Source organism: Nonomuraea sp. NPDC001636 (assembly GCF_040298265.1).
GTDB lineage: Bacteria > Actinomycetota > Actinomycetes > Streptosporangiales > Streptosporangiaceae > Nonomuraea.
Genome location: NZ_JBEOZT010000008.1, coordinates 52,518 through 77,596 on the forward strand (window position 1 = coordinate 52,518; position 25,079 = coordinate 77,596).

General features: G+C 72.6%; 19 protein-coding genes. 11 read left to right on the top strand and 8 right to left on the bottom strand.

Features of this window, described 5'->3' with window-relative positions:
• The first annotated feature begins 135 nt into the window (after positions 1-135).
• The 4 genes from ABT158_RS17585 (at position 136) to ABT158_RS17600 (ending at position 5,305) form a co-directional block, all read left to right on the top strand.
• Positions 136-654 carry a SigE family RNA polymerase sigma factor gene (locus ABT158_RS17585; protein WP_352354370.1) on the top strand — a complete coding sequence of 173 codons (519 nt, stop codon included), beginning with the start codon at positions 136-138 and terminating at the stop codon, positions 652-654.
• Positions 651-1,904: a hypothetical protein gene (locus ABT158_RS17590; RefSeq protein ID WP_352354372.1), complete on the top strand. Its 1,254-nt coding sequence runs from the start codon at positions 651-653 to the stop codon at positions 1,902-1,904. Before ABT158_RS17585 ends, ABT158_RS17590 begins: the two co-directional genes overlap by 4 nt.
• Before the next feature lie 96 nt (positions 1,905-2,000).
• Entirely contained in the window at positions 2,001-2,150 is a 150-nt protein-coding gene (locus ABT158_RS17595) for a hypothetical protein (protein WP_352354374.1), read from the top strand.
• A 101-nt stretch (positions 2,151-2,251) separates the two neighbouring features.
• Positions 2,252-5,305 (top strand): tetratricopeptide repeat protein, encoded by a 3,054-nt coding sequence (locus ABT158_RS17600; protein ID WP_352354376.1) that lies wholly within the window; start codon positions 2,252-2,254, stop codon positions 5,303-5,305.
• A gap of 339 nt (positions 5,306-5,644) precedes the next feature.
• Here the strand turns inward: ABT158_RS17600 and ABT158_RS17605 are convergent, their stop codons facing one another.
• Complete coding sequence (locus ABT158_RS17605) at positions 5,645-6,571, bottom strand: DUF6924 domain-containing protein (protein WP_352354378.1); 927 nt, start codon at positions 6,569-6,571, stop codon at positions 5,645-5,647.
• Positions 6,572-6,935: 364 nt separating this feature from the next.
• Between ABT158_RS17605 and ABT158_RS17610 the strand changes: the two genes are divergently transcribed.
• Both ABT158_RS17610 and ABT158_RS17615 read left to right on the top strand, forming a co-directional pair.
• Positions 6,936-8,297 (top strand): CBM96 family carbohydrate-binding protein, encoded by a 1,362-nt coding sequence (locus ABT158_RS17610; RefSeq protein WP_352354380.1) that lies wholly within the window; start codon positions 6,936-6,938, stop codon positions 8,295-8,297.
• 343 nt (positions 8,298-8,640) lie between these two features.
• Positions 8,641-9,231 (top strand): pyridoxamine 5'-phosphate oxidase family protein, encoded by a 591-nt coding sequence (locus ABT158_RS17615; RefSeq protein WP_352354382.1) that lies wholly within the window; start codon positions 8,641-8,643, stop codon positions 9,229-9,231.
• Between the two features lie 80 nt (positions 9,232-9,311).
• Here the strand turns inward: ABT158_RS17615 and ABT158_RS17620 are convergent, their stop codons facing one another.
• Together ABT158_RS17620 and ABT158_RS17625 are read right to left on the bottom strand one after the other, a co-directional pair.
• The gene (locus ABT158_RS17620) at positions 9,312-9,824 is read right to left on the bottom strand and encodes a protein kinase family protein (protein WP_352354384.1); all 513 of its coding nucleotides are present in this window, start codon (positions 9,822-9,824) and stop codon (positions 9,312-9,314) included.
• A complete protein-coding gene (locus ABT158_RS17625) occupies positions 9,821-9,994 on the bottom strand; it encodes a hypothetical protein (protein WP_352354386.1) in 174 nt (57 codons plus the stop codon). Before ABT158_RS17625 ends, ABT158_RS17620 begins: the two co-directional genes overlap by 4 nt.
• A gap of 768 nt (positions 9,995-10,762) precedes the next feature.
• Between ABT158_RS17625 and ABT158_RS17630 the strand changes: the two genes are divergently transcribed.
• The 3 genes from ABT158_RS17630 (at position 10,763) to ABT158_RS17640 (ending at position 15,094) form a co-directional block, all read left to right on the top strand.
• A complete protein-coding gene (locus tag ABT158_RS17630) occupies positions 10,763-12,427 on the top strand; it encodes a TROVE domain-containing protein (RefSeq protein ID WP_352354388.1) in 1,665 nt (554 codons plus the stop codon).
• Between the two features lie 131 nt (positions 12,428-12,558).
• Positions 12,559-12,789: a hypothetical protein gene (locus ABT158_RS17635; protein WP_352354390.1), complete on the top strand. Its 231-nt coding sequence runs from the start codon at positions 12,559-12,561 to the stop codon at positions 12,787-12,789.
• 253 nt (positions 12,790-13,042) lie between these two features.
• Positions 13,043-15,094: a WD40 repeat domain-containing serine/threonine protein kinase gene (locus tag ABT158_RS17640; protein WP_352354392.1), complete on the top strand. Its 2,052-nt coding sequence runs from the start codon at positions 13,043-13,045 to the stop codon at positions 15,092-15,094.
• Between the two features lie 276 nt (positions 15,095-15,370).
• Here the strand turns inward: ABT158_RS17640 and ABT158_RS17645 are convergent, their stop codons facing one another.
• A complete protein-coding gene (locus tag ABT158_RS17645) occupies positions 15,371-16,345 on the bottom strand; it encodes an ArsR/SmtB family transcription factor (protein WP_352354394.1) in 975 nt (324 codons plus the stop codon).
• Positions 16,346-16,413: 68 nt separating this feature from the next.
• Between ABT158_RS17645 and ABT158_RS17650 the strand changes: the two genes are divergently transcribed.
• Positions 16,414-17,265, top strand: coding sequence for an alpha/beta fold hydrolase (locus ABT158_RS17650; protein WP_352354396.1), 852 nt, complete (start codon positions 16,414-16,416; stop codon positions 17,263-17,265).
• Positions 17,266-17,282: 17 nt separating this feature from the next.
• On the opposite strand, the gene ABT158_RS17655 is transcribed toward ABT158_RS17650, so the two are convergent.
• A complete protein-coding gene (locus tag ABT158_RS17655) occupies positions 17,283-18,818 on the bottom strand; it encodes a carboxylesterase/lipase family protein (RefSeq protein WP_352354398.1) in 1,536 nt (511 codons plus the stop codon).
• A gap of 96 nt (positions 18,819-18,914) precedes the next feature.
• Between ABT158_RS17655 and ABT158_RS17660 the strand changes: the two genes are divergently transcribed.
• Positions 18,915-19,526: a TetR/AcrR family transcriptional regulator gene (locus tag ABT158_RS17660; RefSeq protein ID WP_352354400.1), complete on the top strand. Its 612-nt coding sequence runs from the start codon at positions 18,915-18,917 to the stop codon at positions 19,524-19,526.
• 35 nt (positions 19,527-19,561) lie between these two features.
• Here ABT158_RS17660 and ABT158_RS17665 read toward each other — a convergent pair whose 3' ends face one another.
• From ABT158_RS17665 to ABT158_RS17675, 3 genes are read right to left on the bottom strand one after another with little or no spacing between them, the layout of a single operon-like run.
• Positions 19,562-20,404 carry a universal stress protein gene (locus tag ABT158_RS17665; protein WP_352354402.1) on the bottom strand — a complete coding sequence of 281 codons (843 nt, stop codon included), beginning with the start codon at positions 20,402-20,404 and terminating at the stop codon, positions 19,562-19,564.
• A 52-nt stretch (positions 20,405-20,456) separates the two neighbouring features.
• Positions 20,457-23,162: a formate dehydrogenase subunit alpha gene (fdhF, locus tag ABT158_RS17670; RefSeq protein WP_352354404.1), complete on the bottom strand. Its 2,706-nt coding sequence runs from the start codon at positions 23,160-23,162 to the stop codon at positions 20,457-20,459.
• Positions 23,159-24,832, bottom strand: a complete 1,674-nt coding sequence (locus tag ABT158_RS17675; RefSeq protein WP_352354406.1) for an NAD(P)H-dependent oxidoreductase subunit E — start codon at positions 24,830-24,832, stop codon at positions 23,159-23,161. The genes fdhF and ABT158_RS17675 overlap by 4 nt, the downstream gene beginning before the upstream one ends.
• Between the last annotated feature and the right edge of the window lie 247 nt (positions 24,833-25,079).

Here is a 25,079-nt window from a genome sequence, read left to right on the forward strand (position 1 = left end):
GCGCTCCCCCCACCTGGTCTACGCGCCCGGGCGGCCCGGGCGGGGCCGCTTCTGTGATTCCTCTGGGTTCCGGGGGCGGGGATCGTTTCCAACCGGCTTCCGGCGTCCTGCGTTCATTAGGGCGGAAGGAGTCGCATGGACAAATACGAGGGATTCAGGGAGTTCGTCAGCGCCCGCCAGCAGGCGTTGATGCGCACCGCGTACCTGCTCACGGGAGACGCCCACCGGGCTGAGGACCTCCTGCAGACCGTGCTGACCCGGATCGCCCGGCACTGGCCCAAGCTGGCCAAGGACGGCAACCCCGAGGCATACGCCCGGCGGGCCCTGGTCAACGAGCACGTGTCCTGGCTGCGGCGCAGGCGCACGGACATCCTGACCAGCAGCCCGCCGGAACCGGCCTACGATCCGGAGTCCGCCGGGCTGCACCGGATGGTCCTGCAGCAGGCGCTCGTCCGGCTGACTCCACGCCAGCGTGCCGTCCTCGTGCTGCGTTTCTACGAGGACCTCGGCGTCGAGGAGACCGCCGAAGCGCTGGGCTGTTCACCCGGCACGGTCAAGAGCCAGACCCACTACGCCCTGGGCCGCCTGCGCGTCCTCGCGCCCGAACTGGCCGATCTGTTGTCCGAAATCGATCCGGTGGAGGTGCCGCGATGACCAGGTTCCGTGACGAGCTCGACGCGATCGCCCGGCAGGCGCCCGACGTCGATCTCGCCGAGGTCGCGCTGCGGGGCGCCCGGCGTACGCGGACGACCCTGATCAGCGGCTCCGCGGTCGCGGCCGTCGCCGCGCTGACGCTGGCCGTCGCTCTTCTCGTCAAGCCCGGCGGGCCCGCCGACGTCGGCGCCGCCACGAGCGGTACGCCCTCGTCCGCTCCGGCCTTCCGCGGCGTCCCCGGGGGGCCGACACCGTCGCCGGAGGACCTCGTCCCCGTCCGTGCCGTGCTGCCCGCGTCCGGGGTGGGGCCGGTGCGCTACGCCTACTACGACTTCTGCCAGGACGCGTGGAAGCCCGGCCAGGACAACGCGCCGGTGGCCGACGAGACGTGCCTGCAGTGGAAGGTGGTCCTGCGGGACGGAACCCGGTACCGGGTCGCCGACGCGCTGAGCGTCTACACCGACCAGACCAAGAAGAACTACATGAACACCGCCGCCCCGCTGGCGATCTCCCGCGACGGACGCCGCATCGCCTACTACGTCCCCGGGCGTGAACGCTTCGCCGTCCGCGAGCTCGACACCGGGCAGGTCTGGGAGATCCCCCAGGTGGTCGGGCGCAAGGCCATGGTCAAGGGCGGCGGGCTGATCACCTTCTCGCCGGACGGGCGCCGGCTCGGCCTGAACGTGATCGGCATCCCCGAGGTCGTCGTGGACGTGGAGAGCGGGCGGGTCGTCGAGGAGGTGCCCAAGGGCTGGCACGGCCTCGATCCCGCCGACGAGGGCGTCCCCATGGTCGTGGAGCACGAGGACGGCCGGTTCGGCGTGCTCTCGGACGGCAAGGTGACGGTCTTCGCCGAGCCGAAGACCTGGGCGCTGACCGGAGCCGTCGGCCCGGACGGCACGACCGTGGCCATGCTGACCGGCCCGGCGGCGAAGGGGGAGACCGTGACGAACAGCGAGCCGTACGACAAGATCGTCACCGTGGACCGGGCGAGCGGCCAGGTCAGGTCCGAGGTCAAGCTCCACCCGCCGCGGCAGCTGAATCCGCACCGGCTCGGATACTGGCTCAACGAGCGTGAGGTCCTGGCCCTGGGCACCGCCATACGGGACCCGGGCTCCGACCGGTGGCCCGACCTCGGGGACATCGCCTACGCCATCGACGTGACCACCGGCAAGATCCGGAAGGTCGCCACCTACCGGCTGCCACCGTGGGGCGGCAGCGTCTCGGCCCCCGGCTTCCCCAGCGGCTGACGACCCAGAACGACAGCGGTCGGGGCATGGATCGCCTTCTCCAGGTTCGGGCTGCGGGTGTACCCGGGCGGGACGGACACCACCACCCATGGTGTCGTGTACGCCGACTCCGTACGCGCGAAGGACGCCCCCTACGGTCAGGGCGGCGGGTGGGTCAACCTCCACGACGAGGGGATGACCGTCTACCTGTCGAAGAACGGGAGCAACGGACTCGGGAGCGTGACGGCCCGCGACTACAACCGCTGACTGACCGTCGTCCTGTTGACGAGGCCCTTCTCGACTCAAGGAGAAGCGCCGACGGCGGGCGGCGATTGCCTTGAAGTCCGGCCCGGCAGATACTTCTCGCTGTGACGGCGACCGAGCCTCTGCTGGCACGAGCGCAACTCACCGCCCTGTTCGACCAGATCCCGCGACACCGGCTCACGGTGGTGACCGCCGGCCCGGGCGGCGGTAAGACCTCAGCCGTACGCGGCTGGGCGCGGGCCCGGCCTGATCATCCGGTGGCATGGCTGACCTGGGCCGACGACGCCACCCTGATCGAAGAGATCTGCCAAGCCCTGGGCGCGCCGGCCGGCTGGATCCGCTCCGCCGGGCTCGCCACCGAACTGGCCGCCGCCGTCTGCCGGCCGACCGTCCTCGTCATCGACGAGGTGGAGCGGATCGAGCCGGGCGCCCCCGGGGCGCGCCTGCTGGAAGAGCTCTGTCACCACGGCGGCGACGACCTGCACCTGGTGCTGATCTCACGCTCCGCCGTGCCCTTCCCGATCCAGCGCATGCGCGGCCTGGGCCATGTCTTGCAGGTGTCGGCCGAACAGCTGGCCTTCACTCCTGCCGAGACCCGCTCGCTCTCCTCGATCGTCCTGGGGTCGGACGACCTGGCGGAGGAGGTTCACGAGCTCACCAAGGGGTGGCCGGTCGCCGTACGGCTCACGCTGAGCTGGCTTAGCGGCCTGCCCCTGCCGGACCGTGCCAGGCGGATCGCCGCCACGCCGGTGTTCGACTATCTGGTCGAGGAGGTGGTGAAGGACGAGCACGAGGAGTTCCTCCGCGCGACCGCTCGGCTGCCGTGGTTCACTCACGAGCTGTGCCAGGCGATGGGGGTCGCCGTCTCCCGCGAGGAGCTCCGCGCTCTGGCCGCCCAGCACATCCTGATCACGCCCTGCGATCAGGGTTACGTGGTGTCCACCTTGGTCCGGGAGTTCATGGGCGATGCCGGACGGAGGTCGGCGGCGGCCCACTGGTATGAGAGGCATGGGTTCGTCCGGGAGGCGCTGGCGGTTTGTGACGAGCCCGGCCATCGGGTGGCGATGATCGAAAGGTGGCACGAGTCGCTGCTGGCCGAAGGGCACGCGGCTGAGCTCGTCCGGGCCTGCGTCGCCGTACCGGAGGAGTCGCGGACGTGTGCCGTGAATCTGGCCGAGGGGCGGGCACGCCAGGTTCAGGGGGACTGGGCCGGCGCGCTGGAGTGCCTGCGCCGTGTCGACCCCACCGACCCCGCGGTGGCCTGGCGGATGGGGATGATCTATTACCAGCGGGGGGACTACAAGGCGGCATTGTCCACGTTCGAGCTGGCCGGCGGCTTCGACGGCTCGGCGTCTGCGCTGCCCTCGTCGAGCTCCTCCGACCGCGCGATGTTGCTGGCCTGGTCCGCCAGCGCCCGCTGGCTGGTCGGCGAGAGCGCCGAGGCGACCCAGCTGGCCGAACAGGCCCTGGCGATGGCCACCCGCTGCCAGGACGAACGCGCTGCCGCCTGCGCCCACACCGCGCTGGCCATGGTCACCCACGACGCCGGCGACGGGGCCGGAAGCGAACGGCACAGCGCCCTCGCCCTCGCCGCCGCGGAGAGCTCAGGAGACCTGTTGCTGTCGGCCCGCGTCCTGGCCAACCGCGCCGCGAGCCGCGCCGAGGAGGCCCGCTACGACGAGGCCATCGCCGACTCGGACCTCTCGGTACGGCGAGCGGACCTGGTCGGGGACCCCGTCCAGACCGCGATCGCCCTGCACAACCGCGCCGAGGCGCTCATGGGCCTGGGCAGACTCGACGAAGCCCTGGCCGACTTCCAACGGGCCCGCGACATCTTCAGCCGGGTGGGCAGCGACAAGCTCGGCCACCCACTGGCGGGGCTCGGCCAGGTCTATCTGGAACGCGGCGAGCTGATGCATGCCCGGATCAGCTTCGAGAACTCCCTGAAGCATGCCGAACAACTCCGAAACGCCCATCTGACCCAGACGGCCCTGGCCGGACTGGCCCGGGTCCACGCGGTCGACGATCCGGCGCTGGCCGTACGGCTGGCCGAACGCGCGGTAGCGGCAGGCGGCGGCTCCAGCCGGGTGGACGCGCTCCTGGCCGCCGGCTGGGTCTGGGCGGAGACCGGCGACCGGACCAAGGCCGGCTCCTACGCCCGATCCGCCCACGAGGCGGCTGTCTGCCGCCGCGACCGGGCCAAGATGGCCGAAGCCCTGGAACTGTCGGCCTTCACCGTGGCCGAATCCCCGGGCGAGCGGGCAGACCTGCTGGCGTCCGCGGCGGAGATCTGGGCGCGGATCGGCAGCCCTGTGGACATCGCGCGTAACGCCTTCGCCCGCGCGCGGCTCAGCGGCTCCGGCCTCGACGAGGCGGAGCAGGAGCTCCGCCGCGCCGGCATCCGCGGGCCGCACAGCTCCGGCGCCGGCCTGCTCCGCGGGATCACGCTCCTCGACCATGACGCCGTGCGGTTGTGCATGCTGGGCGGAGTACGGCTCAGCCGCCGCGGCGGCGCTGTCGAATGGCAGTCCCGCAAGGCGCGCGACCTGCTGACCTGGCTGGCGTGCCAACGCGGCCGCACTGTCGCCCGGGAAGCGGCGATGGAGATCCTTTGGCCGGGGGAGGAGCCCGCGTCCTGCTCCAACCGGCTTTCGGTCGCTCTGTCCACCGTGCGTTCGGTCCTGGATCCGCAGCGGAAGTTCGGCCCGGGGGAGTTCGTACGCGCCGACAAGTACAGCATCCAGCTGGTCGGGCTCCGTACCGATGTCGAGGAGTTCCTCTGCGCTGCCGCCGGGGCGCTCGCCGCCGGAGACGAGGATCTGCTCGTCGCGGCCGAAGCCCGCTACACCGGGGACGTCTGCGAGGACTCTCCTTACGCCGAGTGGCTGGAGCCCCTTCGTGAGGAGGCTCGCGCCGTGCACCAGGCCCTGCTTCGCGAACTGGCCTCACTCGCGGAGGCGGCCGACGCCCCCGACAGAGCGGTTCGCTACCTGCTTCGGCTGCTCGAACGGGACGCCTACGACGAGGCGGCCCACCTGGACCTGGTGCGAACGCTGACCAAGGCCCGCCGCCATGGCGAGGCCCGTAGACGCTACCGGCTCTATGCCGAGGCGATGAGGGAACTCGACGTGGAACCGGCCCCGCTCAGCCTCACCTGAGCACAGAAGCGGCGAAGAGGGCGTGAACTAACTCGGGACGTCCAGGCCGCGCGGTACGCCTGATCTGCGTGTTCCGCTGAGACCTGGATGACGATCCCGAGCCCGGCCGGGATGAACTGGCCCTGACGCACCGCCCGGAGGGCGGCGCTCCAAGTGCCTGCACTACCGGCCTGACGGCGGCTCCATGCTCGACCTGCGCGACGGGGCGGCGCGCCGTCCAGCCCGGCGTGTCCGTGCCGTACCGGCGGCGCTGACGGGCCGGGCTGCCAGTCGGCGAGCCTCAGCGATTCTCTAACCTGCGACAGGCGGGCTGCGGCGGGGCGTGATCGTGGCACCCTCTCAGGAGCCCTGCCACCACGGATCCGTGTCCTCCACGGCGACGAACTCGTGGAAGTCCATGTTGGCGATCTCCAGGTTGGCCGCCATCGATCCGACCATGCGGCAGGGGAGGACGGCGATCTGTCCCGGGGCGTCGTACAGGTCGACGACGGTCAGTGGTCGGCCGGGCTCGGCGAAGGTCCGGGCGTCGGCGAGGATGACCAGCGTGAGGTCATCCGTGCCGGGAGGGACCAGCGCCGGGACCTGACCGGGCAGGAGACCGTCGAAGGCCCGGTCGTCGAGGACCGACGCCGTGAGCGGATAGTGATCGACGTCGATCTCGTCGAGGTCCAGGTCCGCGCCGATCCAGCCTTCCTGGTCGGCGCCGCCGAGTTCGGTGAGCAGGGCATGCCAGCCCTCCTCGTCGTCGAAACAGGTGCGGACCAGCAGTACCCCGGTGGGCAGCGCCGGGAAGGACCGATGCGGTACGGCGGCCGGCGTGGGGAAGGCCGGTCGGCCGCCGTCCCCCTGGTAGATGCCGTACACGTCCATGTCGCGTACCAGATGGTCGAACTCCAGGGTGCCGTCCAGCAGAGCCGTCAGGATCTCGCCGAGCCGGGCCGACGGGACCCGGACGCCGCGCCCGGGTGTCGCCGCCAGATCGACCAGCAGCAGCCCGTCCCCGTACACCGCCGGAAGGTCCACCAGGACGGCGACCGGGCCGCCGTCGGTGACCAGCGCCGGGACGTTTCCGCCGCGCAGCGATTCCCACCTGATGTCCTCGATCGGCCGCAGCCGCACCCCGTCCCCGAGGACGAGCACGTCGCCTTCCCGGCGGCCCCCGATCTCGTCGGGCAGCCCGTCCCACCGTTCCGTGTCGTCGTCAAAGCACACGCGGAGCAGCAGCACCTCGCCGGGCTCCGGCTGGGGCAGTTCGGGAAATGACATGGCTCTCCTCCGAAGGGCTCTCTGGTCGTCGGCGCCCTCGGGATGACCAGCAGGGGGCGGAGTGCCATATCGGCGGCCCCCTCGGCATCGTCCGAGAGCGCGGAATGCATCTTAGAGCGGCCGTCGTGGCCGGGGTTGACAAACGTTGGGGGCCGACCGACGATCACCGAGAATGCAGATGTGCAGCCGGGCGAAAAATGGCCGCGGCCGCATCCTTTTTCGTGTCCATTGATTTCTTGCCGTGGCATTCTCCGTTGCCCGGTTCGCCTTTTTCTGGAGCTTGCGGGCCGTGCATGAAGATTACCGAGGGACGATTTCACAGCCGACAGGGAGAGACGTGCGACAAAGAATGCTCCGCTCATTCGTGAGATCAGGTGCCTGGGTATTCCTGCCGGGCCTGCTGCTCGGCGGCCTCGCCCCATTGCCGGCCTCGGCACAGGCGGCACAGGCGGCACGGGACGGCCTCGCGCCCGTCGCCGACACCTACGTGGTGGCCGAGGCACCGGGAACCGTCTACGGGACGTCGGCCAAACTCGCGGCCTCCAACTGGAGCACACCCTGGCACAGCCAGGCTTACCTGAAGTTCTCCGTGCCCGCTCCGCCCGCCGGGCAGAGCATCGCCTCGGCCCGGCTGGAGATGCTCTACCAGAAGACCGAGCAGCAGGCCGACGTCACCGAACTACGCTCGGTCGCCGACAACTCCTGGACCGAGTCCATGACCTACCCCGTCCGGCCCGCGCCCGGCCCCGTCGTGGCCACCGCCACCCTGCCCGCGCCGGGCGCCACCAGCATCAGCTTCGACGTCTCCGCCACGGTTCGCGCGGCCGGGACGTACTCCTTCGCGATGACCAACCCGAGCGCGGAGTCGGCCACCGTCGTGCACTCGCGCGAGGCCGGTGACCTGGGCCCCCGCCTGATCATCACCTACACCCGGCCGACCCTGTGCGGAGCGTCCTTCGCCGCCGAGACCGGCGAGACCTATCAGCAGGCGCTGGCTCGTGAGGACTCCCTGTTCGGCGGGCTGAAGGCGGTACGCGTCTTCTACGGCGGCCTGCCCGACCCCTGGCCCGGCAAGCTGAACGCGGGCAAGCGTCCCATGGTCATCTCGTTCAAGGCCGCCCCCGCCGCGATCGTCGCCGGAACCCATGACGCCGCGATGCGCGCCTGGTTCGCCGCAGCACCACGCGACCAGGACATCTACTGGACCTACTACCACGAACCCGAGGACAACATCAGGAACGGCGAGTTCACCGCCGCGGCCTACCGTCAGGCCTGGAGCCACCTCGCCGCGCTGGCCGACGAGGCGGCCAACCCCCGCCTGCGAGCCACGCTCATCCTGATGGGCTGGACGGTGGACCCGGCCTCGGGCCGCGACTGGCACGACTACTACCCCGGCAGCACCGCCATCGATGTCCTGGCCTGGGACGTCTACAACTACGACAGCACCGCCGCCAAGGGCCAGTACCTCACCCCGGCCGCCCTGCTCGACCGTACGTACGCCGTCAACCAGGCCGAGAACCTGCCGCACGGCGTGGCCGAACTCGGCAGCCACATCGCCGCAGGCGACGACGGCACCCGCCGTGCCGCCTGGCTCGGGCAGATGACCGCGTACCTCAGCCAGCACGCCTCCTTGTGGGCCCTCTACTTCGACCTCGACTGGTCCACCGGCGACTACCGTCTGCGCGACCCGGGAGGCCGCGCCGCCTGGACCTCCTTCTGCACCTGACCGTCCCGCCGGCGGGCGTCATCAAGCGGGGAAGACCGGCCCGGCCGGCCGGGCTCCACAGACCTCCGCCGCGGTGGGCCGTCACGTGAGAATTCTCGGCGGACCGGGAATCGCCTCTCTCTTCTAATGGTTGACGATCATTGCAACCGTTAGAAGACGGAGGTCAAGCCTCCGACGGCGAGACCACCGACCAGCCGACTCCGGTACGGCCCGCGCGCACAGTCGCGGCGCGGGCCGTACCGGCACCACCTCCGAGGAGGAGCCCCATGCCCCGCCTCCCGCTTCCCGGCGTCAACGACGTCGCCATCGACGAGGCCGACCGCACGATCTTCGGGCCGCGGCGATGACCGGCAGGTTCGCCCAGCTCGCCTTCACCCAGGACGTCCAGCGGCACCAGCGCGAGCACGGCAGCGACCGCGCCTACCGCCGCATGATGGAAGGACCGCAGGACCCCGACCGGATCGGCGAGGACGAGCGGGCCTTCATCGAGACCCGCGAGAGCTTCTACCTGGCCAGCGTCGGCCGGACCGGCTGGCCCTACATCCAGCACCGCGGCGGGCCGCCCGGCTTACTCAAGGTGCTCGACGAGCGGACGATCGGCTTCGCCGACTTCCGCGGCAACCGGCAGTACATCACCGTCGGCAACCTCGACCACGACGAGCGGGTCTCCCTGTTCCTCATGGACTACGCCCACCAGGCCCGCATGAAGATCCTCGGCCGCGCCCGGGTGGAGGAGGGCGACTCGCCGCTGGCGGTGGCGGACTACCGTGCCAAGGTGGAACGTACCGTGCTCATCACGGTCGAGGCCTTCGACTGGAACTGCCACCAGCACATCCCGCAGCTCTTCCCGCGCCAGGCGGTGGAGGGCGCGCTCACCTCGATGCAGGAACGCATCGAGCGGCTGGAGCGGGAACTGCGCGAGGCCCGCGGCTGAGCACCGGGACCGCCCCGACCATCGGCGATCCCGCGCGGTTGTCATGCCCGGCGGTTCTGCAGAGTTCGCGGTAGCGCCGTTCATGGCGGCGACGGCGCCCGCGTCCGGCTGCCGGCCTCCATGAGGCTCACGTGGTCGGCCCGGTGTTCCAGCAGGCCGAGCTGGAGGTCGCGGGCCGTCGGACGCTCTTCCGGCCGCTCGGCCAGCCCCGCGTTCACGAGTGCGTGAAGCGGCTCCGGGAGCTGGACGGTGTGCGCCCGCCTCTGGCACGGCGGACGGCCCGACGCGGCGTACAACATGACGACTGCCCAGCCGTAGACGTCGGCCGCCCGGCCCGCGGGGGCGCCGCGCAGCACCCCGGGGGCCATGTCGAGCGGGTGCCGACGGCGCCGCCCGGGATGATCGAGCCGGTCAACAGCCGGGCGATGCCGAAGTCGATGACGCGGGCCCGTCCGTCCCACCAGCACGTTGTCCGGTTCGAGATCGCGGCGCACCACGCCCGCGCGCTGGACCGCCGCCAGAGCCCTGGCCGCCCCCACCGCCAGCCGGTGCAACTCGTCGCCGTTGAAGGGCCCGTGCTCCTGGACGGTCACACGCAGGCTCGCCCCCGGCACGAACTCGCTGACGAGTACGGCCGCTCGGCCTCCAGGTCGAAGCCGAGGATCCTGGCGGTGCGGAAGGGGGCGATCCGCGACAACGCCCGCACTTCGCCGCCGGCTGGACGGAGGGAGGCCGCTCCGGCGTGCAGCACCTTGACCGCCACCCGGTCACCAGCCGGCCCGTACGTCTCATGGACGCCCCCTGGCCACCCGCGCCGAGACGCCCCGCGAGGCTGTACACGCCGATGCGCCGGGGTCACCGTCGAGGAGCGGGCTCCCAGCCACGACCTGTTGTGCGCGCGACGCCGTCACGAGCGTCAATGCCCGGGAAGCCCTTCAGCGTGCTCGGCCACTTCATCTCTTCGCAACGCGCCTGCGTGGGGCGATGGACTGACATTTCGTCTTCTGGGAGATATTCAGGTGTGATCCGGCACGCTGATCGCTACTGTGGGAACCAGCTTCGCGAGACACGGAAAGGCGCGGGTCGAATGGGCATCGGTTATCTTTCTCCAAAAAGAACCCTCCGGTGCCCGCCACCCACACCCGCGCCTTTCCGGGCCGCGTGAATCTGCTCAGGTCTGGTACCGGCACGGGTCGAATTCGATCGGTTATCGATTCTCATTCGAGTTGTCCGGGTTCGAGCCCCGGCGGCCCGCACTCGCGGGCCGTGGTGTAACTGGCAGCACGCTGAAAGGCCGGTCGGAACCTCCACATCCGTACCGCTGGCAAGGCTGACGCGCACAGGCAGGGGAGCGGGTCGAAGTTCGTCGGTTATCGGGAACAGGTTGTCGCAGGTTCGAGTCCTGCCCACCCGGCAAGACCGGGTGGTAGCTCAGCTGGAAGAGCGTCTGTCATAAGGCCGGTGGACATCACCACATCCGCTCCCCTTCGTCATATCCGCCCTCGGGCGGGTCGAAAGCAAGGAGCCAACGATGGCACGTGACCCTCTCGCGAGCGTCTCGGCGCTCGCGACCCCGCAGACGCAGCCGATCCCCGGCCGTACCGACCAGGTGCGGAACGCTGCCGGCGGCTACGCGTTCGCCAAGGACGTGTGGCGCAAGCTGGAGGACTTCCTCATCCTCGGCACCACCGGCGGCACCTACTACGTCGGCGAGAACCAGCTGACCGCCGACAACGCCGGCGTGCTGTTCCAGGCCATCGCCGAGGACGGTCCGCGCGTCGTCAGGCTGCTCACCGACATCTCGACGGCCCGGCCGCCGCGGGCGCCGAAGCAGCGTCCGGCCCTGTTCGCTCTCGCTGCCTGCTACGCCAAGGGCGACGCCGACACCCGCCAGGCGGCCAAGCAGGCCCTGGCGAAGGTCGCCCGGACCACCGACCACCTGGCCCAGTTCTTCGGCTACTACAAGAACCTCGGCGGCAAGGCGACCGGTCGAGGCACCGCGCCCACGATGGGCCGGAGCCTGCGCTCGGCGCTCGGCTCCTGGTTCCTCACCGGTGAGGCCGACGCGGTCGCGTTCAAGGCGTGCAAGGCAGCCCAGCGCAGGACGCCGCAGGGCGAGGCGTTCGCGCTGCGGGACGTGCTGCGGATCGCCCACCCGGTCGCCGACTCCGACCAGCGCAGGACGCTGTTCGGCTGGATCGCCGGCAACGTCTCCGATGACGAGGCGCGCGACGAGCTGCCCGCCGTCGACCGGTTCCTGACCGCGAAGGCCGTCACCACCGCCGAGGACGCGGTCCGGGTGGTCACCGAGGCGAAGGTGCCGTGGGAGTTCCTGCCGGACCCGGTTCTGAGGGAGCCGTCGGTGTGGGAGGCGCTGATCGAGACGGTCGGCCTGACCGCGCTCATCCGCAACCTGGCCCGCATGACCCGGCTCGGCACCCTCAAGCCGATGGCGGACGCCACGTCGCGGGCGGTGCTGCGGCTCACCGACCAGCAGGCGATCCTGCGCGCCCGCATCCACCCGATGGACGCCTGGCTCGCGATGCGCGTCTACGCCTCCGGGCAGGCACAGCCCGACCCGCGCGCCGACCGGCACACCTGGCAGCCCGTCCCGGCGATCCTCGACGCGCTGGAGGAGACGTACGAGCTGTCGTTCGGCGCGGTCGAGCCGTCCGGGAAGCGGCTGCTGGTCGCCGTCGACTCGTCCGGGTCGATGAGCTGGGGCGGCGGCGTCCGGGTGGGCGGCTCCCCGATCGGCTCCCCGTACGAGGTGGGCAACGCGATGGCGGTCATGCTGTCGCGCATCGAGAAGGGCAACCTGCACGTCATCGACGTGGACACGTCCGTGCACGCCTCCAAGGTGACCCCGCGCACGAACCTGCGCCAGATCGCCTCGTGGCAGCCGTCGGGCGGCGGCACGGACCTGTCCCTGCCGTTCACGTGGGCGCGTGACCAGCGCATGGAGGTGGACGGCATCATCGTCTTCACCGACAACGAGACCTGGGCGGGACGCTCCCACCCGACGCAGGCCCTCGACGCCTACCGCCGGACCGTCAACGCCGACGCCCGCGTGGTCGTCGCCGCGATGACGGCCGCCGGACATTCGATCGGCGATCCGAAGGACGAAGGCGTCCTGAACGTGGCCGGTCTGGACGCGTCGCTCCCGCTCATCGTCAACGGCTTCGTCCGCGCCTGAAAAGCGCGATGACTTGCCCGGAAAGGCGTGACGCGTTACTCCGTTCCCGGAGACGTGCGCCCCGGCCAAAAAGAGAATCCCGGCCGGGGCTTTCTCGTACGCGCGGAGAAGGGCTCTTTAAGGTCACCGCCATGATGGGAAGAGACTTATTCATCGGCGCGGGCATGCTGGTCCTCCTGTTCGCCGGACTTCACGTGCTCACTGGCGGAGTCCAGTCCGCTGCGGGAGCCGGCAACATGATGGTGCTGGCGATGGTCGGAATCGGCTTCATGATCGCAGCGGTTGCCCTGGCAGTCAGCCCGAACACCCGCGCCCCCAAATCCCAGACGCCGGAACACCCGGAACGTGAGCACGACGAGTAGAGCAGATCCCCTTCGCCCGGACGCCCGTCACGATGCGCCTGGGACAGCAGGGCTCAACACTCGAATGAGTCGCAGCGCTCACGCCTCTCCCCGCGGGCTGTTTCCTGAAAAGATCTCCGATGGGCGGACAGCTGTGTTCTTCTCGATGGGTGTGCGCCGATGGATCGCAAGTGGGTGAAGCTGACGGACGCTTCTCCGTCCACCGGGCGTACCGCGTGCCGGAAGGCTTCCAGGACCTGCACACGGAGGTGCCATGAACTTCCCGCTCTGGCCGGAGCCCTTACGGCCCGGTGACCCGCGCCGGGCGGGGGCCTATCGGCTGGAGGGGCGGCTGGGCGGGGGCGGGATGGGGCAGGTGTTCCTCGGGCGTTCCCCCGGCGGCCGCCCGGTCGCGGTCAAGCTGGTGCGGCCCGACCTGGCCGGCGATCCCGGGTTCCGGCGCCGGTTCGCCCTGGAGGCCGAGGCCGCCCGCCGGGTCGGGGGGTTCTACACCGCCCAACTCGTCGACGCCGACCCGGAGGCCGACCCGCCTTGGCTGGTCACCGCCTACATTCCCGGCCCGTCCCTGCACCAGGCGGTCGAAGCGCACGGCCCGATGCCCATGGAGGCGGTCACCGTGTTGGGCGCGGGACTGGCCGAGGGGCTCGGCGCGATCCACGCCTGCGGCCTGGTGCACCGCGACCTCAAGCCGTCCAACGTGATCCTGGCCGCCGACGGCCCCCGCGTCATCGACTTCGGCATCGCCCGTGCACTGGACGCCACCTCGCACACCCTCTCCCGCGCGGTGGTCGGCACGCCGTCGTTCATGTCCCCGGAACAGGCGCGCGGCCGCGAGATCGGCCCGTCCAGCGATGTGTTCTCCCTCGGGCTCGTCCTGGCGTTCGGCGCCACCGGTCGCAGCCCGTTCGGCGCGGGACGGGCCGAGGCGGTCGTCTACCGCATAACCCACGACGAACCCGACCTGACCGGCCTGCCCGCCCCCCTGACGGAACTGGTGAATCGCTGCCTGGCGAAGGAGCCCGGTGACCGTCCAGGCGTGGCCGAGATCCTCAAGGAACTCGCCGACCCCACCCGGACAACCACCCAATGGCTCCCGCCGCCGTTCGCGACCATGGTCGCCGAACGTGAGCTGCGGACCCCGCCGGCCCCGGCGCCGTTCCCGCCTTCCGATCCCGGCCCCCACCAGGGCGGCACCCGACACGATCCCGATCGCGGTCGAGCCCCGGACGCTCCCGGCGACACGGAGCGGTACCCGCACGAGCCGGGTCACCCGGCACCCAGCGGCTCCGACATGCCCGCCGGCAGGCGCCGGCCGACCCGGCGCCTGTTCCTGCTCGGCGGTCTGGCCACGCTGGGCGCCGCGGCCGTCCCGGTCGGCTGGAACCTCTGGTCCCGCCGCAACCGGCTGACCGACAGGGATCTGCACACGGTGGCGTTCAGCCCCGACGGGCGCACCGTCGCGGGAGGCAACATCTACGGCGACGGCTGGCTGTGGGCCGCTGACTCGCACGAGATGATCGCCGACTTCTCCGCCGAGAACTCCGTCAACGGAGCCATGGCCTTCACCCCCGACGGTTCCGCACTGGTGACAGCCGGGATGAAGGTGCCGTTGAGCTTCCGCGCCCCCTCCACCGGGCAGGTGACGCACTCGCTCCCCTCGCCGGTCGGGAGCGCTCGCACGATGGCGTTCAGCACGGACGGCGCCCAACTCGTCGTCGCGGGAACCATCCCGGTCGGCAACCTGGAAGCCGCCGAGATCTGTGTCGTGTGGGACGTCGCAGCCAAGGAGCCGAAGCACAAGCTGCCGTTCGCCACGAAGGCCAGTTCCGCGGTGAACTCGGCGGCGTTCATCGGCGACGGCCACGCGATCCTGCTGGCCGGGAAGGACCTCACCGCAGCCGACGGGACCGACGGATTCTGGCGCTGGAACCTCGGCAGCGGCGACCTGGAGGCGATCGGCCCCGGCGGAGAAGGCTCGGCGGTCGCCGTGAGCCCGAACGGGAAGCAGTACGCGCTGGGCGGCGCCCACGGCTGCTCCCTGACGTCCGGCGACGGATCCGGGCTGCACGCCATCAGCGACGCGGACGTCGACGCCCTCGCCTTCAGCCCGGACGGCGCCACCCTGGCAGTGGCCGACAAGGACGGCATCCGGCTGTGTGACGCGGCGACCGGTCGGGCGAAGGCGACCGTGACCGACCGCAGGGCGGCCGCACTGGCCTTCCATCCCGAGGGAACCTTCCTGGTCTCGGGAGGCTGGTTCGTGGATGCCGAGGGCTGCTGGCTGTGGCCGGTCGAGGGCTCGTGACCGGGTCACGCGTCCGGCCGACCACCGGCCCTACTTCGAGGTGATGTTCCGTCCGGAGCTCTACCGTGTGGACGATCCCGGCGTTCGATCCGCGCAGCGGCGCGCCGCGGGCGCCTTGCCGGAGAGCGCGGACGGAGACCCGGAGGCCCTGGCCCGCTCGATGCTCCGCCTCGTCCTGGGTGCCGTGGCGGGCGGCGCTGGCGGCCCGTGATCGGTGGTCGGCGGGCTCGCCCATCCTGCGCCTTGAGACCTGGCCGCCGCTGTGCCGCCGCCGGGTCAGTGACCGGTCGGGGCCGGACCGTCCATCAGGTGGGTGGCTCGTTCCGTGCGCAGGTGGAGGGCCGTGCGGCCCTTGCGTTGTGTCGACACCAGGCCCGCCCCGCGCAGCGCGCCCAGATGTTGGGACACCGCGCTCGGCGTGATGTCCAGGCGGACGGCCAGCGCCGCGGTCGTCAGGGGTTCGGCCAAGGCGGCGAGGATCAGCGTTCTCGTGTGGCCGAGCACCGGGATCAGGCCCGTCAGCGCCGGTCGCGGCGACTCCCGGAGCACGCCGACGCCCATCGCCGGATAGCGGATCGACGCGGCGGCGACCGGGGCCTTGTCGACGCCCACGTCCGGCCAGTTGAAGACGCTGGGCTGCAGAACGAGGCCGTGCCCGCCGGTGTCCACCGTGAACACGGAGTGCGGGGTGCGCCGGCCGTGCACGACCAGCTGGCCGTCGTCCCAGGCGATGTCGCGGTGCAACTCGGCGAACAGCGCCTGCACCCCGCCCTCCACCAGGGTCAGCGCGCGCCGTCCGATGTCGGCCTCCAGCACGGCGCGCATGCGGCCCCACTGGGGCGCGATCAGCAGCTCGTGGCAGCGGTGCAGCGCGTCGGCCAGCCGTGGCAGGACCGTCGCGGGCTCGGGGGCGTCGTCGGCCGGCATGCCCAGGACCGCGCCGTACTCCTGCCGGAAGAAGTCGTCCTGCGTGGCGCGCACCACGTCCAGCTCCGTTGCGATGGACGGCAGGCGCTCGGCCGGCGCCGGGAACAGGAACGACGGCAGCGGCCCGGCGATCAGCGCGCGCAGCAGCGGCAGCTCGCTCTCGCCCGCCAGCAGCGGGCGCGCCTGGCGCACCCAGGGCAGGTGGACGGCATGACCGCCGGTACCGAACAGGATCCGCAGCGCCAGCACCGTCTCGCCCAGCGGTGAGACGGCGAATCGCACCTTCGCGACGGACGCCGCGGTGAACCTGATCTCGACCGCCATCCGCCCTCATCATGTAGCTGTGGCTTAACGATAGCCGAGGCGTGCCGTCTCCCCGCAGGCTGGCGGGCATGGACTTCTTCACCTCCCACGACGGCCTCAAGCTCGCCTGCCACGTGTCCGGCGACGGCCCCCCTGTGGTCTGCCTGCCCGGCGGGCCGATGCAGGCCTCCGCCTACCTCGGCGATCTCGGGGGCCTCTCGGCGCACCGGCGGCTGATCATGGCGGATCTGCGGGGCACCGGTCAGTCCGCCGTGCCGCCGGACACCGCCTCCTACCGTTGCGACCGCCTTGTCGACGACGTCGAGGCCCTGCGCGAGCACCTCGGGCTCGACCGGATGGACCTGCTGTCCCATTCCGGGGGCACGAATCTGGCCGTGCTCTACGCGGCTCGCCATCCGGAACGCGTCAGAAGGCTCGTTCTGGTCGCTCCGAGCGTCGCCGCCGCCGGCATCAGGATCACCGAGGAGGTCCGGCGGGAGACCGCCCGGCTGCGCGAGGGGGAGCCCTGGTTCCCGGAGGCGTTCGCGGCCCTGGAGAAGGTCATGTCAGGCCAGGCCACCCACGACGCCTGGCAGGCCGTCGCGCCGTTCTGGTACGGCCGCTGGGACGAGACGGCCCAGGCGCACAAGGCCGCCGAGGACGAGCAGCGGAACAACGAGGCGGCAGCCGTCTTCGGCGCCGAGGGCGCCTTCGCCCCCGACGCCACCCGCGCCGCGCTCACCCGCTTCACCTCGCCGGTGCTGCTGCTCGCGGGCGAGGTGGACCTGAACTCCCCGCCCGCCGCGGTGGCCGAGCTCGTCGCGCTGTTCCCGCACGCCGAGCTCGTCGTGCAGGCCGGGGCGGGGCACTTTCCGTGGCTCGACGACGCCGGCCGGTTCGTGGCCGTCACCTCGGCGTTCCTGCGTCAGGCGCCGCGGTGAGCGCACATCTGGCCTGCTCAGGCGCGGCTCGTCCGTGGAACGGGCGCCGTCTCTCCGCGCCGCGGGAGGTCGAAGGGCGCGGGGGAGTGGCCGGCCCAGATCCGGCGGGAGACCTCTTCGGGGTAGGGGAGAGTGGCCGGCTCGGCGTCCAGGACGCGGGTCAGCCGCCGGTCGGGCCGGTACGCGGCCCATCCCGCGTCGCCGGTGGTGACGAAGCGCACCCAGGCCTCCCTGAGCTCGCCGGAGAGCGCGACGGCCACGGGGGCGGGCTCGTCGCCGAGGAGCTGCGCGCCGACGGGGCTGTCCAGCGTGCCGAACGCCAGCGGGACGTCGAGGCTGTGGCAGGCGCCCAGAGCGCCGCCGAGCGCCGGGGCTGTCCAGCACAGTTCGAACAGGTACGAGGTGCCGCCGGCCGCGGCGTTGGCCTCGGCCAGCTGCTGTGACGGCATGCGGAAGAGGGCGTCGGAGTACACCGTCTCCACCAGCTCCTCCGGACCGGCCTGCGGAAACCCGGCGCGGTACGCCCGCGCGCCGTGCGGCTGGGGCCCGAGCAGTTCCAGGGCCGTGCGCGCGTCCTGCTCGGTGAAGGTGCCCTGCCGTCCGCTCATGACGCTGAACAGCCGGAACTCGTCCCGGGTGTGGCCGGCGAGCAGCTCGATCCCGTCCGCGCGCCCGCCGGTCAGCGCGGACCAGGGCGTCTCGGGCAGAACCTCGCCGTCGACGACGGGGCACAGGGCGGTGCCGGTCTCCGTGAGCCGCCCCCAGCGCTCCCGGTGCGCATGGAGGGCGGCGTTGAAGGAGGTGAGCTCCGCGGCCAGGCGCCAGGGGTCGATGTCGCGCAGGGCCGCGGCGGTGGGGGCCGCCGCGCCGAGCCGGTCCGCGAGCGCGGCGGTGACCTGCCGGGCCAGCGCGGGGGTGCTGTGCAGCCCCGGCACCGAATGGGCCATCGCCCGCCGGAACAGGCCGCGCGCCGGCTTCATCGTCAGCAGGGCGGCGACCGACCCCGCCCCGGCGGACTGTCCGGCCACGGTGACCCGGCCGGGGTCGCCGCCGAACGCGGCGATGTTCCGCTGCACCCACTCCAGCGCCGCGATCTGGTCGAGGAAGCCGCGGTTGAGCGGCGCGTCGTCGAGGAACGCGAAGCCCTCCGCGCCCACGCGGCAGTTGACGGTCACCACGACGAGCCCCGCCCCGGCCAGCGCCGCCGGGTCGTACATCGGGTCGCTCGACGCTGCCGAGACGTAGCCGCCCACGGGCAGCCACACCAGCACCGGCAGCCCGGCCGCGCCCGGATCCGGGGTGCCGACGTCGAGCGTCAGCCAGTCCGTGCCCCGCGGCGGGCCCACGTCGATCGGCAGGGACAACGGCACCGGGGGGCCGAACTCCGTCGCCTGCCTCGTGCCGTCCCAGCGGTGCGGCGGGGCGGGCGCGGCGAAGCGGAGCGCTCCCACCGGCGGCTGGGCATAGGGGATGCCGCGGAACACCGCGTGCCCCCGCCGCCGGCGCCCCTGCACCGCACCTTCCGCGGTCCGCACCCTCGGCTCTCCGGACATGACGGCTCCTTCCTCGAACGGACCCCCATGGTTATAGGTCAAGTGTATTATGTCAACTGTATGGGAAAGGTGCGGAGTGACGAGGGAGAGGCCAGGATGCCGAAACAGGTGGACCACCGTGAACGCCGCGAAACGATCGCCCGCGCGCTGTGGCGGGTGGTGGCGCAGCGCGGCGTCGCGCACCTGACGACCCGGGTGGTGGCGCAGGAGGCGGGCATCTCACTCGGGCAGCTGCAGCACTACTTCGCCACCCGGGCCGCCATGCTCTCCTTCGCCATGGACTTCGCCTCGGAACAGACCTCGCTCCGCGTCGAGCAGGGCCTCGCCGGGCTCGGCGACCGTCCGCACCCGCGTGACGTGCTGCGACTGACGCTCGCGGAGATGCTGCCCCTGCACGCCGACGCCCGCGCGACCAGCCGGATGAGCGCCGCCTACGTCCTGGAGGCGCTGCACGACGAGGCCGTCCACGAGCAGGCGCGCCGCGGCCTCGTCCGGGGGCGGGCCCTCGTCGAGCAGCTGGTCCGCCAGGCGATCGCCGACGGGCACATCGCCCCCGACCGCGACCCGGCCACGGAGACCAACCTGCTCCTCGCCCTCACCGGCCTCACCCCGCTCCTCGAACTGGACGTGATCACCCCCCAGGACGCCCTCGCCGCGATCGACCTGCATCTGGACCGGCTGTTCGCCGACCAGAGCCGGAGCGCGTGACCGGCCGAACCATGGGTGGCGGGGCGTCCGACCCGTCAGCGGGACGCATGTGCGGCCCCGCCGGGCGGCACCACGGCCACTGGGCACGCCGCGTGGTGCAGCACCCCGTGGCTCACCGACCCCAGCATCGTGGAGGCGAACTCGCCCAGCCCGCGCGAGCCCACCACGACCAGGTCGGCCGTGGACGACGCGTTTCTGAGAGCGGCGACCGGATGATCGCACACCTGCTCGTCCACGATCCGCACGTCAGGGTTCCCCTCCCGCCACGGGATCACCTCCTGGGCGGCGTCGCGGGCGTTGTCCTCGAAGCTCTCGCCGAGCATCCTGTAGGCCGAGGCGTACGAGGACAGGATCGGCGGCCGCCAGGCGTAGAGCACCAGCAGCTCCGCGTCCTGGGCGCGGGCCTGCTTCAGGGCGTACTCCATGGCGGCCGGTGACTGCCAGCCGTCGTATCCGACCACGATCCGGCCGTGACGCAGCGTGGCGGCCTCCCGGACGACCACGACCGGGCTCGTGGCGCGCCCGGCCAGCGCCAGGCTCGTGGAGCCGAGCACCATCCCGGCGAAACCGCCCCGCCCTCTGCTGCCCAGCACCAGGCTGTCGGCCTCCGCCGACTCGCGCACCAGGTCCTCCACCACCGGACCGGGCAGGATCTCCGTGCCGACCTCCACGCCGGGAACCAGGCCGCGCGCCCGGTCCGCCGCCGATTCCAGCATCCCGGCGCAGTATTCGGCCGTCCCGACGTCGCCCGTCCACGGCTCGCACACGTGCACCAGCCGCAGCGCCAGCGAGCGCCTGCGGGCGTCCGCCGCGGCCCACTCCACGGCCGCCATCGACGGCGGCGAGCCGTCCACGCCCGCCACGATCCGTCCAGCCATCTTGCGCCTCCCCCGAGCCCCCGCCCTTCCCCTACCCCGAAGCCGCCCACCGTCATGTCTGGCGCGCCGCGGGTTCTCCGCCGGCGGACGCGGGCTCCAGCCGCACCGCGGTGACCTTGTACTCGGGGCACGACGTCGCGGTGTCGCCCCGGTCCGAGGTGAGGGCGTTGACCCCGCTGGCGGGGAAGTGGAAGGCGCAGAAGACCTGGCCGGGGCGCACGTCGTCGCTGAGCCGGACGGTCAGCCGGGCCTGGCCGTGGCGGCTGCGGACGGTGACGCGGTCGCCGTCCGCCAGGGTGTGGCGGGCCGCGTCCACGGGATGCACGTCGAGCCGGTCGGTGGGGTCGAGCCGCAGGTTGTCCGTCCGCCGGGTCATGCCGCCGGAGTTGTAGTGCGCCCAGCGCCGCCCCGTGACCAGCACCAGCGGGTAGCGGGCGTCGGGCTCCTCGCCGGGCGGCAGGTAGGGCGCGGCGCTGAGGTGCGCCAGCCCGTCCGGGGTGGCGAACCGTTCCCGGTAGAGCGAGGACTCTCCCGGACGGTCGGGATCAGGGCAGGGCCAGGGGACGGCACCCTCGCGGTCGAGCCGTTCGTGGGAGAGACCGGCGAAGACGGGCGCCAGCCGGCCGCACTCGGCCAGGGCCTGCGCCGGCGTGGCGCAGCCCAGATCGACCCCGAGCGCCGCGGCGACCGCGTGGATGATCTCGAAGTCGGGCCGCGCCGCTCCGGGCGGGGCGAGCGCGGCCCGCACCCGCTGGAAGCGGCGGTCGAAGTTGACGAACGTGCCCTCCTTCTCCAGCCAGGAAGCGGCGGGGAACACGACGTCGGCCCTGCGTGCGGTCTCGGACAGGAACAGTTCGTCGCAGATGACGAGCGGGCAGCTCTCCAGGGCCTCGACGACGTGGGTGCTGTCCGGGTCGGTGGCGCACACGTCCTCTCCGACGATCCACAACGCGCGCAGCTCTCCCGAGCGGGCGGCGGCGAACATCTCCGGGATCCGCAGGCCGGGCCGGGGCGGGACCGGCACCCCCCACATGCGTCCGGCGCGGGCGCGGGCGTCGGGGTCGGTCACCCTGCCGTACCCGGGCAGCAGGTCCGGCAGAGCGCCCATGTCAGACGCGCCCTGGACGTTGTTCTGGCCGCGCAGTGGGTTCACGCCGAACCCGCGCCCGGTTCCGACCGCCCCGCGCAGGATCGCGAGGTTGGCCAGGACGCGTACGCCGTCCGTGCCGTGCAGGTGCTCGGTGACGCCCAGCCCGTAGACGATCGCCGGTCTCCGCGCCCGGCCGAACAGCCGCGCGGCGGCGACGACGTCGGCGGCCGGGACGCCGGTGACGGCCGACGTACGCTCGGGGGAGTAACCGGCCAGCAGCGCGGTCAGTTCCGGCAGGCCGGCCGCCCGCAGGCGCAGGAACTCCTCGTCGACCAGGTTCTCGGCCAGCAGCACGTGCGCCATCCCGTGGAAGAGCGCGACGTTGGTGCCCGGACGGGGACGCAGGTGGACGTCGGCGTGGCGGGCCAGGCCGACCGCGCGCGGATCGGCCACGACCAGCCGTGCCCCGCGCAGGACCCGTTGCAGCAGGCGGGCGCCGACCACCGGGTGCGCCTCGACCGGGTTGGCCCCCACCACCAGCAGGCAGTCGGCGCTCTCCACGTCCTCGAAGCGGTCGGTGCCGCCGGGCAGACCGAACGCGGCGGTCAGCCCGGCGGCCGACGGCGCGTGGCACAGCCGGGAGCAGTTGTCGACGTTGTTGGTGCCGATCACCACCCGCATGAACTTCTGGAGCAGGTAGTTCTCCTCGTTGGTCGCCCTGGCCGAGGAGATCGCGGCCACCGCGTCCGGCCCGCCTGCCGTGACCGCCGCCAACAGTCCCCGGGCCACGTGGTCGAGGGCTTCTTCCCAGCTCACCGCTTCCAGGCGGCCGGCGCGGCGCAGCAGCGGCCGGGTGAGCCGGTCGGGCGAGCGGAGGAAGCCGTGGGCGAAGCGGCCCTTGACGCAGGCGTGCCCGCGGTTGACCGGGCCGTCGCGGGCGGGCAGCACCGCGGTCACGGCGCCGTCACTGGTGAGCACGTCCAGGGAGCAGCCGACGCCGCAGTATCCGCAGGTGGTGCGGGTACGCGGCAGCTCCGGCGCGTGGCCGCCGCCGGGCAGGCCGGGCTCGGTGAGCGCGCCGGTGGGGCAGGTGTCGACGCAGCCGCCGCACGCGACGCAGTCGGACCGCGCCCACGGTCCGCCCGTGCCGGGCGCGACCACCGTGCCGGATCCGCGTCCTGTCAGGGTCAGGGCGAAGGTGCCCTGCACCTCGGCGCACATCCGTACGCACCGGCCGCAGGCGATGCACAGGTCCCGGTCGAGGCGGACGTACGGGTGGCTGTCGTCCCGGCCCCTGCCGCCGCTTCCCCGGGCCGTCCCGGGCGTGATACCCAGGTCCCGGCAGACCCCGGCCAGCTCGCTGCCGGCGTGGTCGTCGTCGAGTGCGTACGGCGGCAGGGCCGAGACGATGAGCTCCACGGCCGCGCGACGCGACGCGCGCAGATCGTCGGCGTCCACCTCGACCGGGACGTCCTCGGCGGCCGGCGTCACGCACGCGGCGACCAGCTTTCCGCCCGCTCGCACCAGGCAGGCCCGGCAGGAACCGGCCGGCGTCAGGCGGGCGTCGTCGCACAGGGCGGGCAGGCTCACCCCGGCCTCCCGCACGGCGTCCAGGATCGAGGCGTCGCCGGCCACCCGCACGACCACCTCGCCGACCCGCACCCTCACCGGTCCCACCCCGCGAGCCGGTCGCCGAAGGCGTGGACGAGGCTGCGCACGGCCGCCGGGACGCGCCGCCCGAAGGCACACAGACTGGCCTCACCCATGACGCGGAGCAGCCGCTCGTACTCCGCGCCCGGCTGCCCGGCCCGGACGATCTCCAGCCCCCTGCGGGACCCGACCCGGCAGGGCGAGCAGGCGCCGCAGCTCTCGGCCGCGGCGAACTCCCAGACGTGGCGCAGCACCTCCTCGGGTGCGACCCGCCGGTCGAAGGCGACCAGCCCGGCGTGTCCAAGTGCCGCTCCGCGGGCTGCGAGATCCGCCTCCGTCAACGGAACGTCGAGCCGGTCGGCGGCGAGGAAGCCGCCCAGAGGCCCGCCGACCTGGACGACGGCCAGGTCCGCGCCTTCGCGCAGGCCGCCGCCCAACTCCTCGACGATCCTGCCTACGGGAGTGCCGATCTCGACCTCGTAGCAGCCGGGCCGGGCGAACCGTTCGGACAGGCAGACCAGCTTGGTGCCGGTCTCCGACGGTGTGCCGCGCCCGGCGTAGGCGGTCCCGCCGTGCCGGACGATCCAGGGGATCGCGGCCAGCGTCTCGACGTTGTTCACGACGGTGGGGGCGTCCCACAGGCCGTGCTGCGTCGGGTACGGCGGGCGCGGCCGGGCGCAGCCGCGGCCGCCTTCGAGCCCCGCGACGAGGGCGGTCTCCTCGCCGGCGACGTAGGAGCCCGAGCCCTCGGCCACCTCGATGTCGAGATCGACGTCGGTGCCGTGCACCCGCCGTCCCAGATGTCCGTCGGCGCGGGCCTGCTCGACCGCCGTCCGCATGGTCGCCAGCGCGCGCGGGTACTCCGACCGGACCAGCACCACGCCACGGCGGCCCCCGCAGGCGAAGCAGGCCAGCGCGAGCCCCTCCAGCACCCGCCCCGGATCCGCCTCCATCAGCAGCCGGTCGGCGTAGGAGCCGGGATCGCCCTCGTCGCCGTTGGCGACCACCACGGTGCCGGGCGAACGTCCGGCGGCGGCCCATTTGGCGGCGACGGGGAACCCCGCTCCGCCGCGCCCGCGCAGCCCGGAGGCCGCCACCTCGCGCAGGACCCGTTCCGGCGCGCCGGCCCGCAGCACGTCCGGCCACACCTGCCAGGCGTCCTGCCCCTCGACGACGCCCGCCAGCACGACGGGAGCGCCCGTGACGTCGGTGGCCGGGATCGGCGGGGCGTGGGGGAGCGCGCGGCCGGAGAGCTGGGCGGCGAGCGCCGGGCCCGTGCACGGCGTGTCGCCGTCGAGGCAGGCCGGACCGGCGTAGCAGTAGCCGAGGCAGCGGACACCCTGCAGGGAGACCTCCCCGTCCGCGGAGACCTGATCGACGCCGACCCCCAGCGTCTCCTCGACCTCGCCGATGTGCCGGCCCGCCGCGGCGGCGAAGCAGGCCGCCGCGGTGCAGACGCGCACGTGACGGCGGCCGTGCGGAGCGGCCAGATCGGCGTAGAAGGTGGCCGGTCCGAGCCCCGCGGCCGCGGGCAGCCCGAACCGCCCGGCCACGTCGGGCGCCCAGGCCGCGGCGGGCCCGTGCCCGCTCCCGGCGGCTTCGGTCAGGGCGTCGAGCAGCCGGACGCCGGGCCGGCCACGACGGTCGGCCAGGGCGCGGAAGGCGTCGAACCCGCTGCGGGGACCCATGTTCCTCTACATGCACCCGCGGCCATGACGGCCACACGCGGGCGCCGGTCATGGTTCGGCAATCCGCCGCCCACGACGTGCGGGACGCCCACCGCCGGAGCGCGGGCGTGACCAGTGGATCACAAGACGGCCCTGGTGACTCAGGACGGGAAAACGATGCCTTCATCCGCACAGCCGCAGGGACGGACCGGCTGCTGGGCGGGTACGGGCTGCTGTGGGCCGCGATCTGGCTGCCGGGACCGTCCGC

Coding starts and splice junctions, on each gene's coding strand:
- ABT158_RS17585 (WP_352354370.1), top strand. CDS start 136: ATGGACAAATACGAGGGATTCAGGGAGTTCGTCAGCGCCCGCCAGCAG.
- ABT158_RS17660 (WP_352354400.1), top strand. CDS start 18,915: ATGCCGAAACAGGTGGACCACCGTGAACGCCGCGAAACGATCGCCCGC.
- ABT158_RS17650 (WP_352354396.1), top strand. CDS start 16,414: ATGGACTTCTTCACCTCCCACGACGGCCTCAAGCTCGCCTGCCACGTG.
- ABT158_RS17630 (WP_352354388.1), top strand. CDS start 10,763: ATGGCACGTGACCCTCTCGCGAGCGTCTCGGCGCTCGCGACCCCGCAG.
- ABT158_RS17665 (WP_352354402.1), bottom strand. CDS start 20,404: ATGGCTGGACGGATCGTGGCGGGCGTGGACGGCTCGCCGCCGTCGATG.
- ABT158_RS17675 (WP_352354406.1), bottom strand. CDS start 24,832: ATGGGTCCCCGCAGCGGGTTCGACGCCTTCCGCGCCCTGGCCGACCGT.
- ABT158_RS17645 (WP_352354394.1), bottom strand. CDS start 16,345: ATGGCGGTCGAGATCAGGTTCACCGCGGCGTCCGTCGCGAAGGTGCGA.
- ABT158_RS17655 (WP_352354398.1), bottom strand. CDS start 18,818: ATGTCCGGAGAGCCGAGGGTGCGGACCGCGGAAGGTGCGGTGCAGGGG.
- ABT158_RS17605 (WP_352354378.1), bottom strand. CDS start 6,571: ATGTCATTTCCCGAACTGCCCCAGCCGGAGCCCGGCGAGGTGCTGCTG.
- ABT158_RS17615 (WP_352354382.1), top strand. CDS start 8,641: ATGACCGGCAGGTTCGCCCAGCTCGCCTTCACCCAGGACGTCCAGCGG.
- ABT158_RS17640 (WP_352354392.1), top strand. CDS start 13,043: ATGAACTTCCCGCTCTGGCCGGAGCCCTTACGGCCCGGTGACCCGCGC.
- ABT158_RS17590 (WP_352354372.1), top strand. CDS start 651: ATGACCAGGTTCCGTGACGAGCTCGACGCGATCGCCCGGCAGGCGCCC.
- ABT158_RS17635 (WP_352354390.1), top strand. CDS start 12,559: ATGATGGGAAGAGACTTATTCATCGGCGCGGGCATGCTGGTCCTCCTG.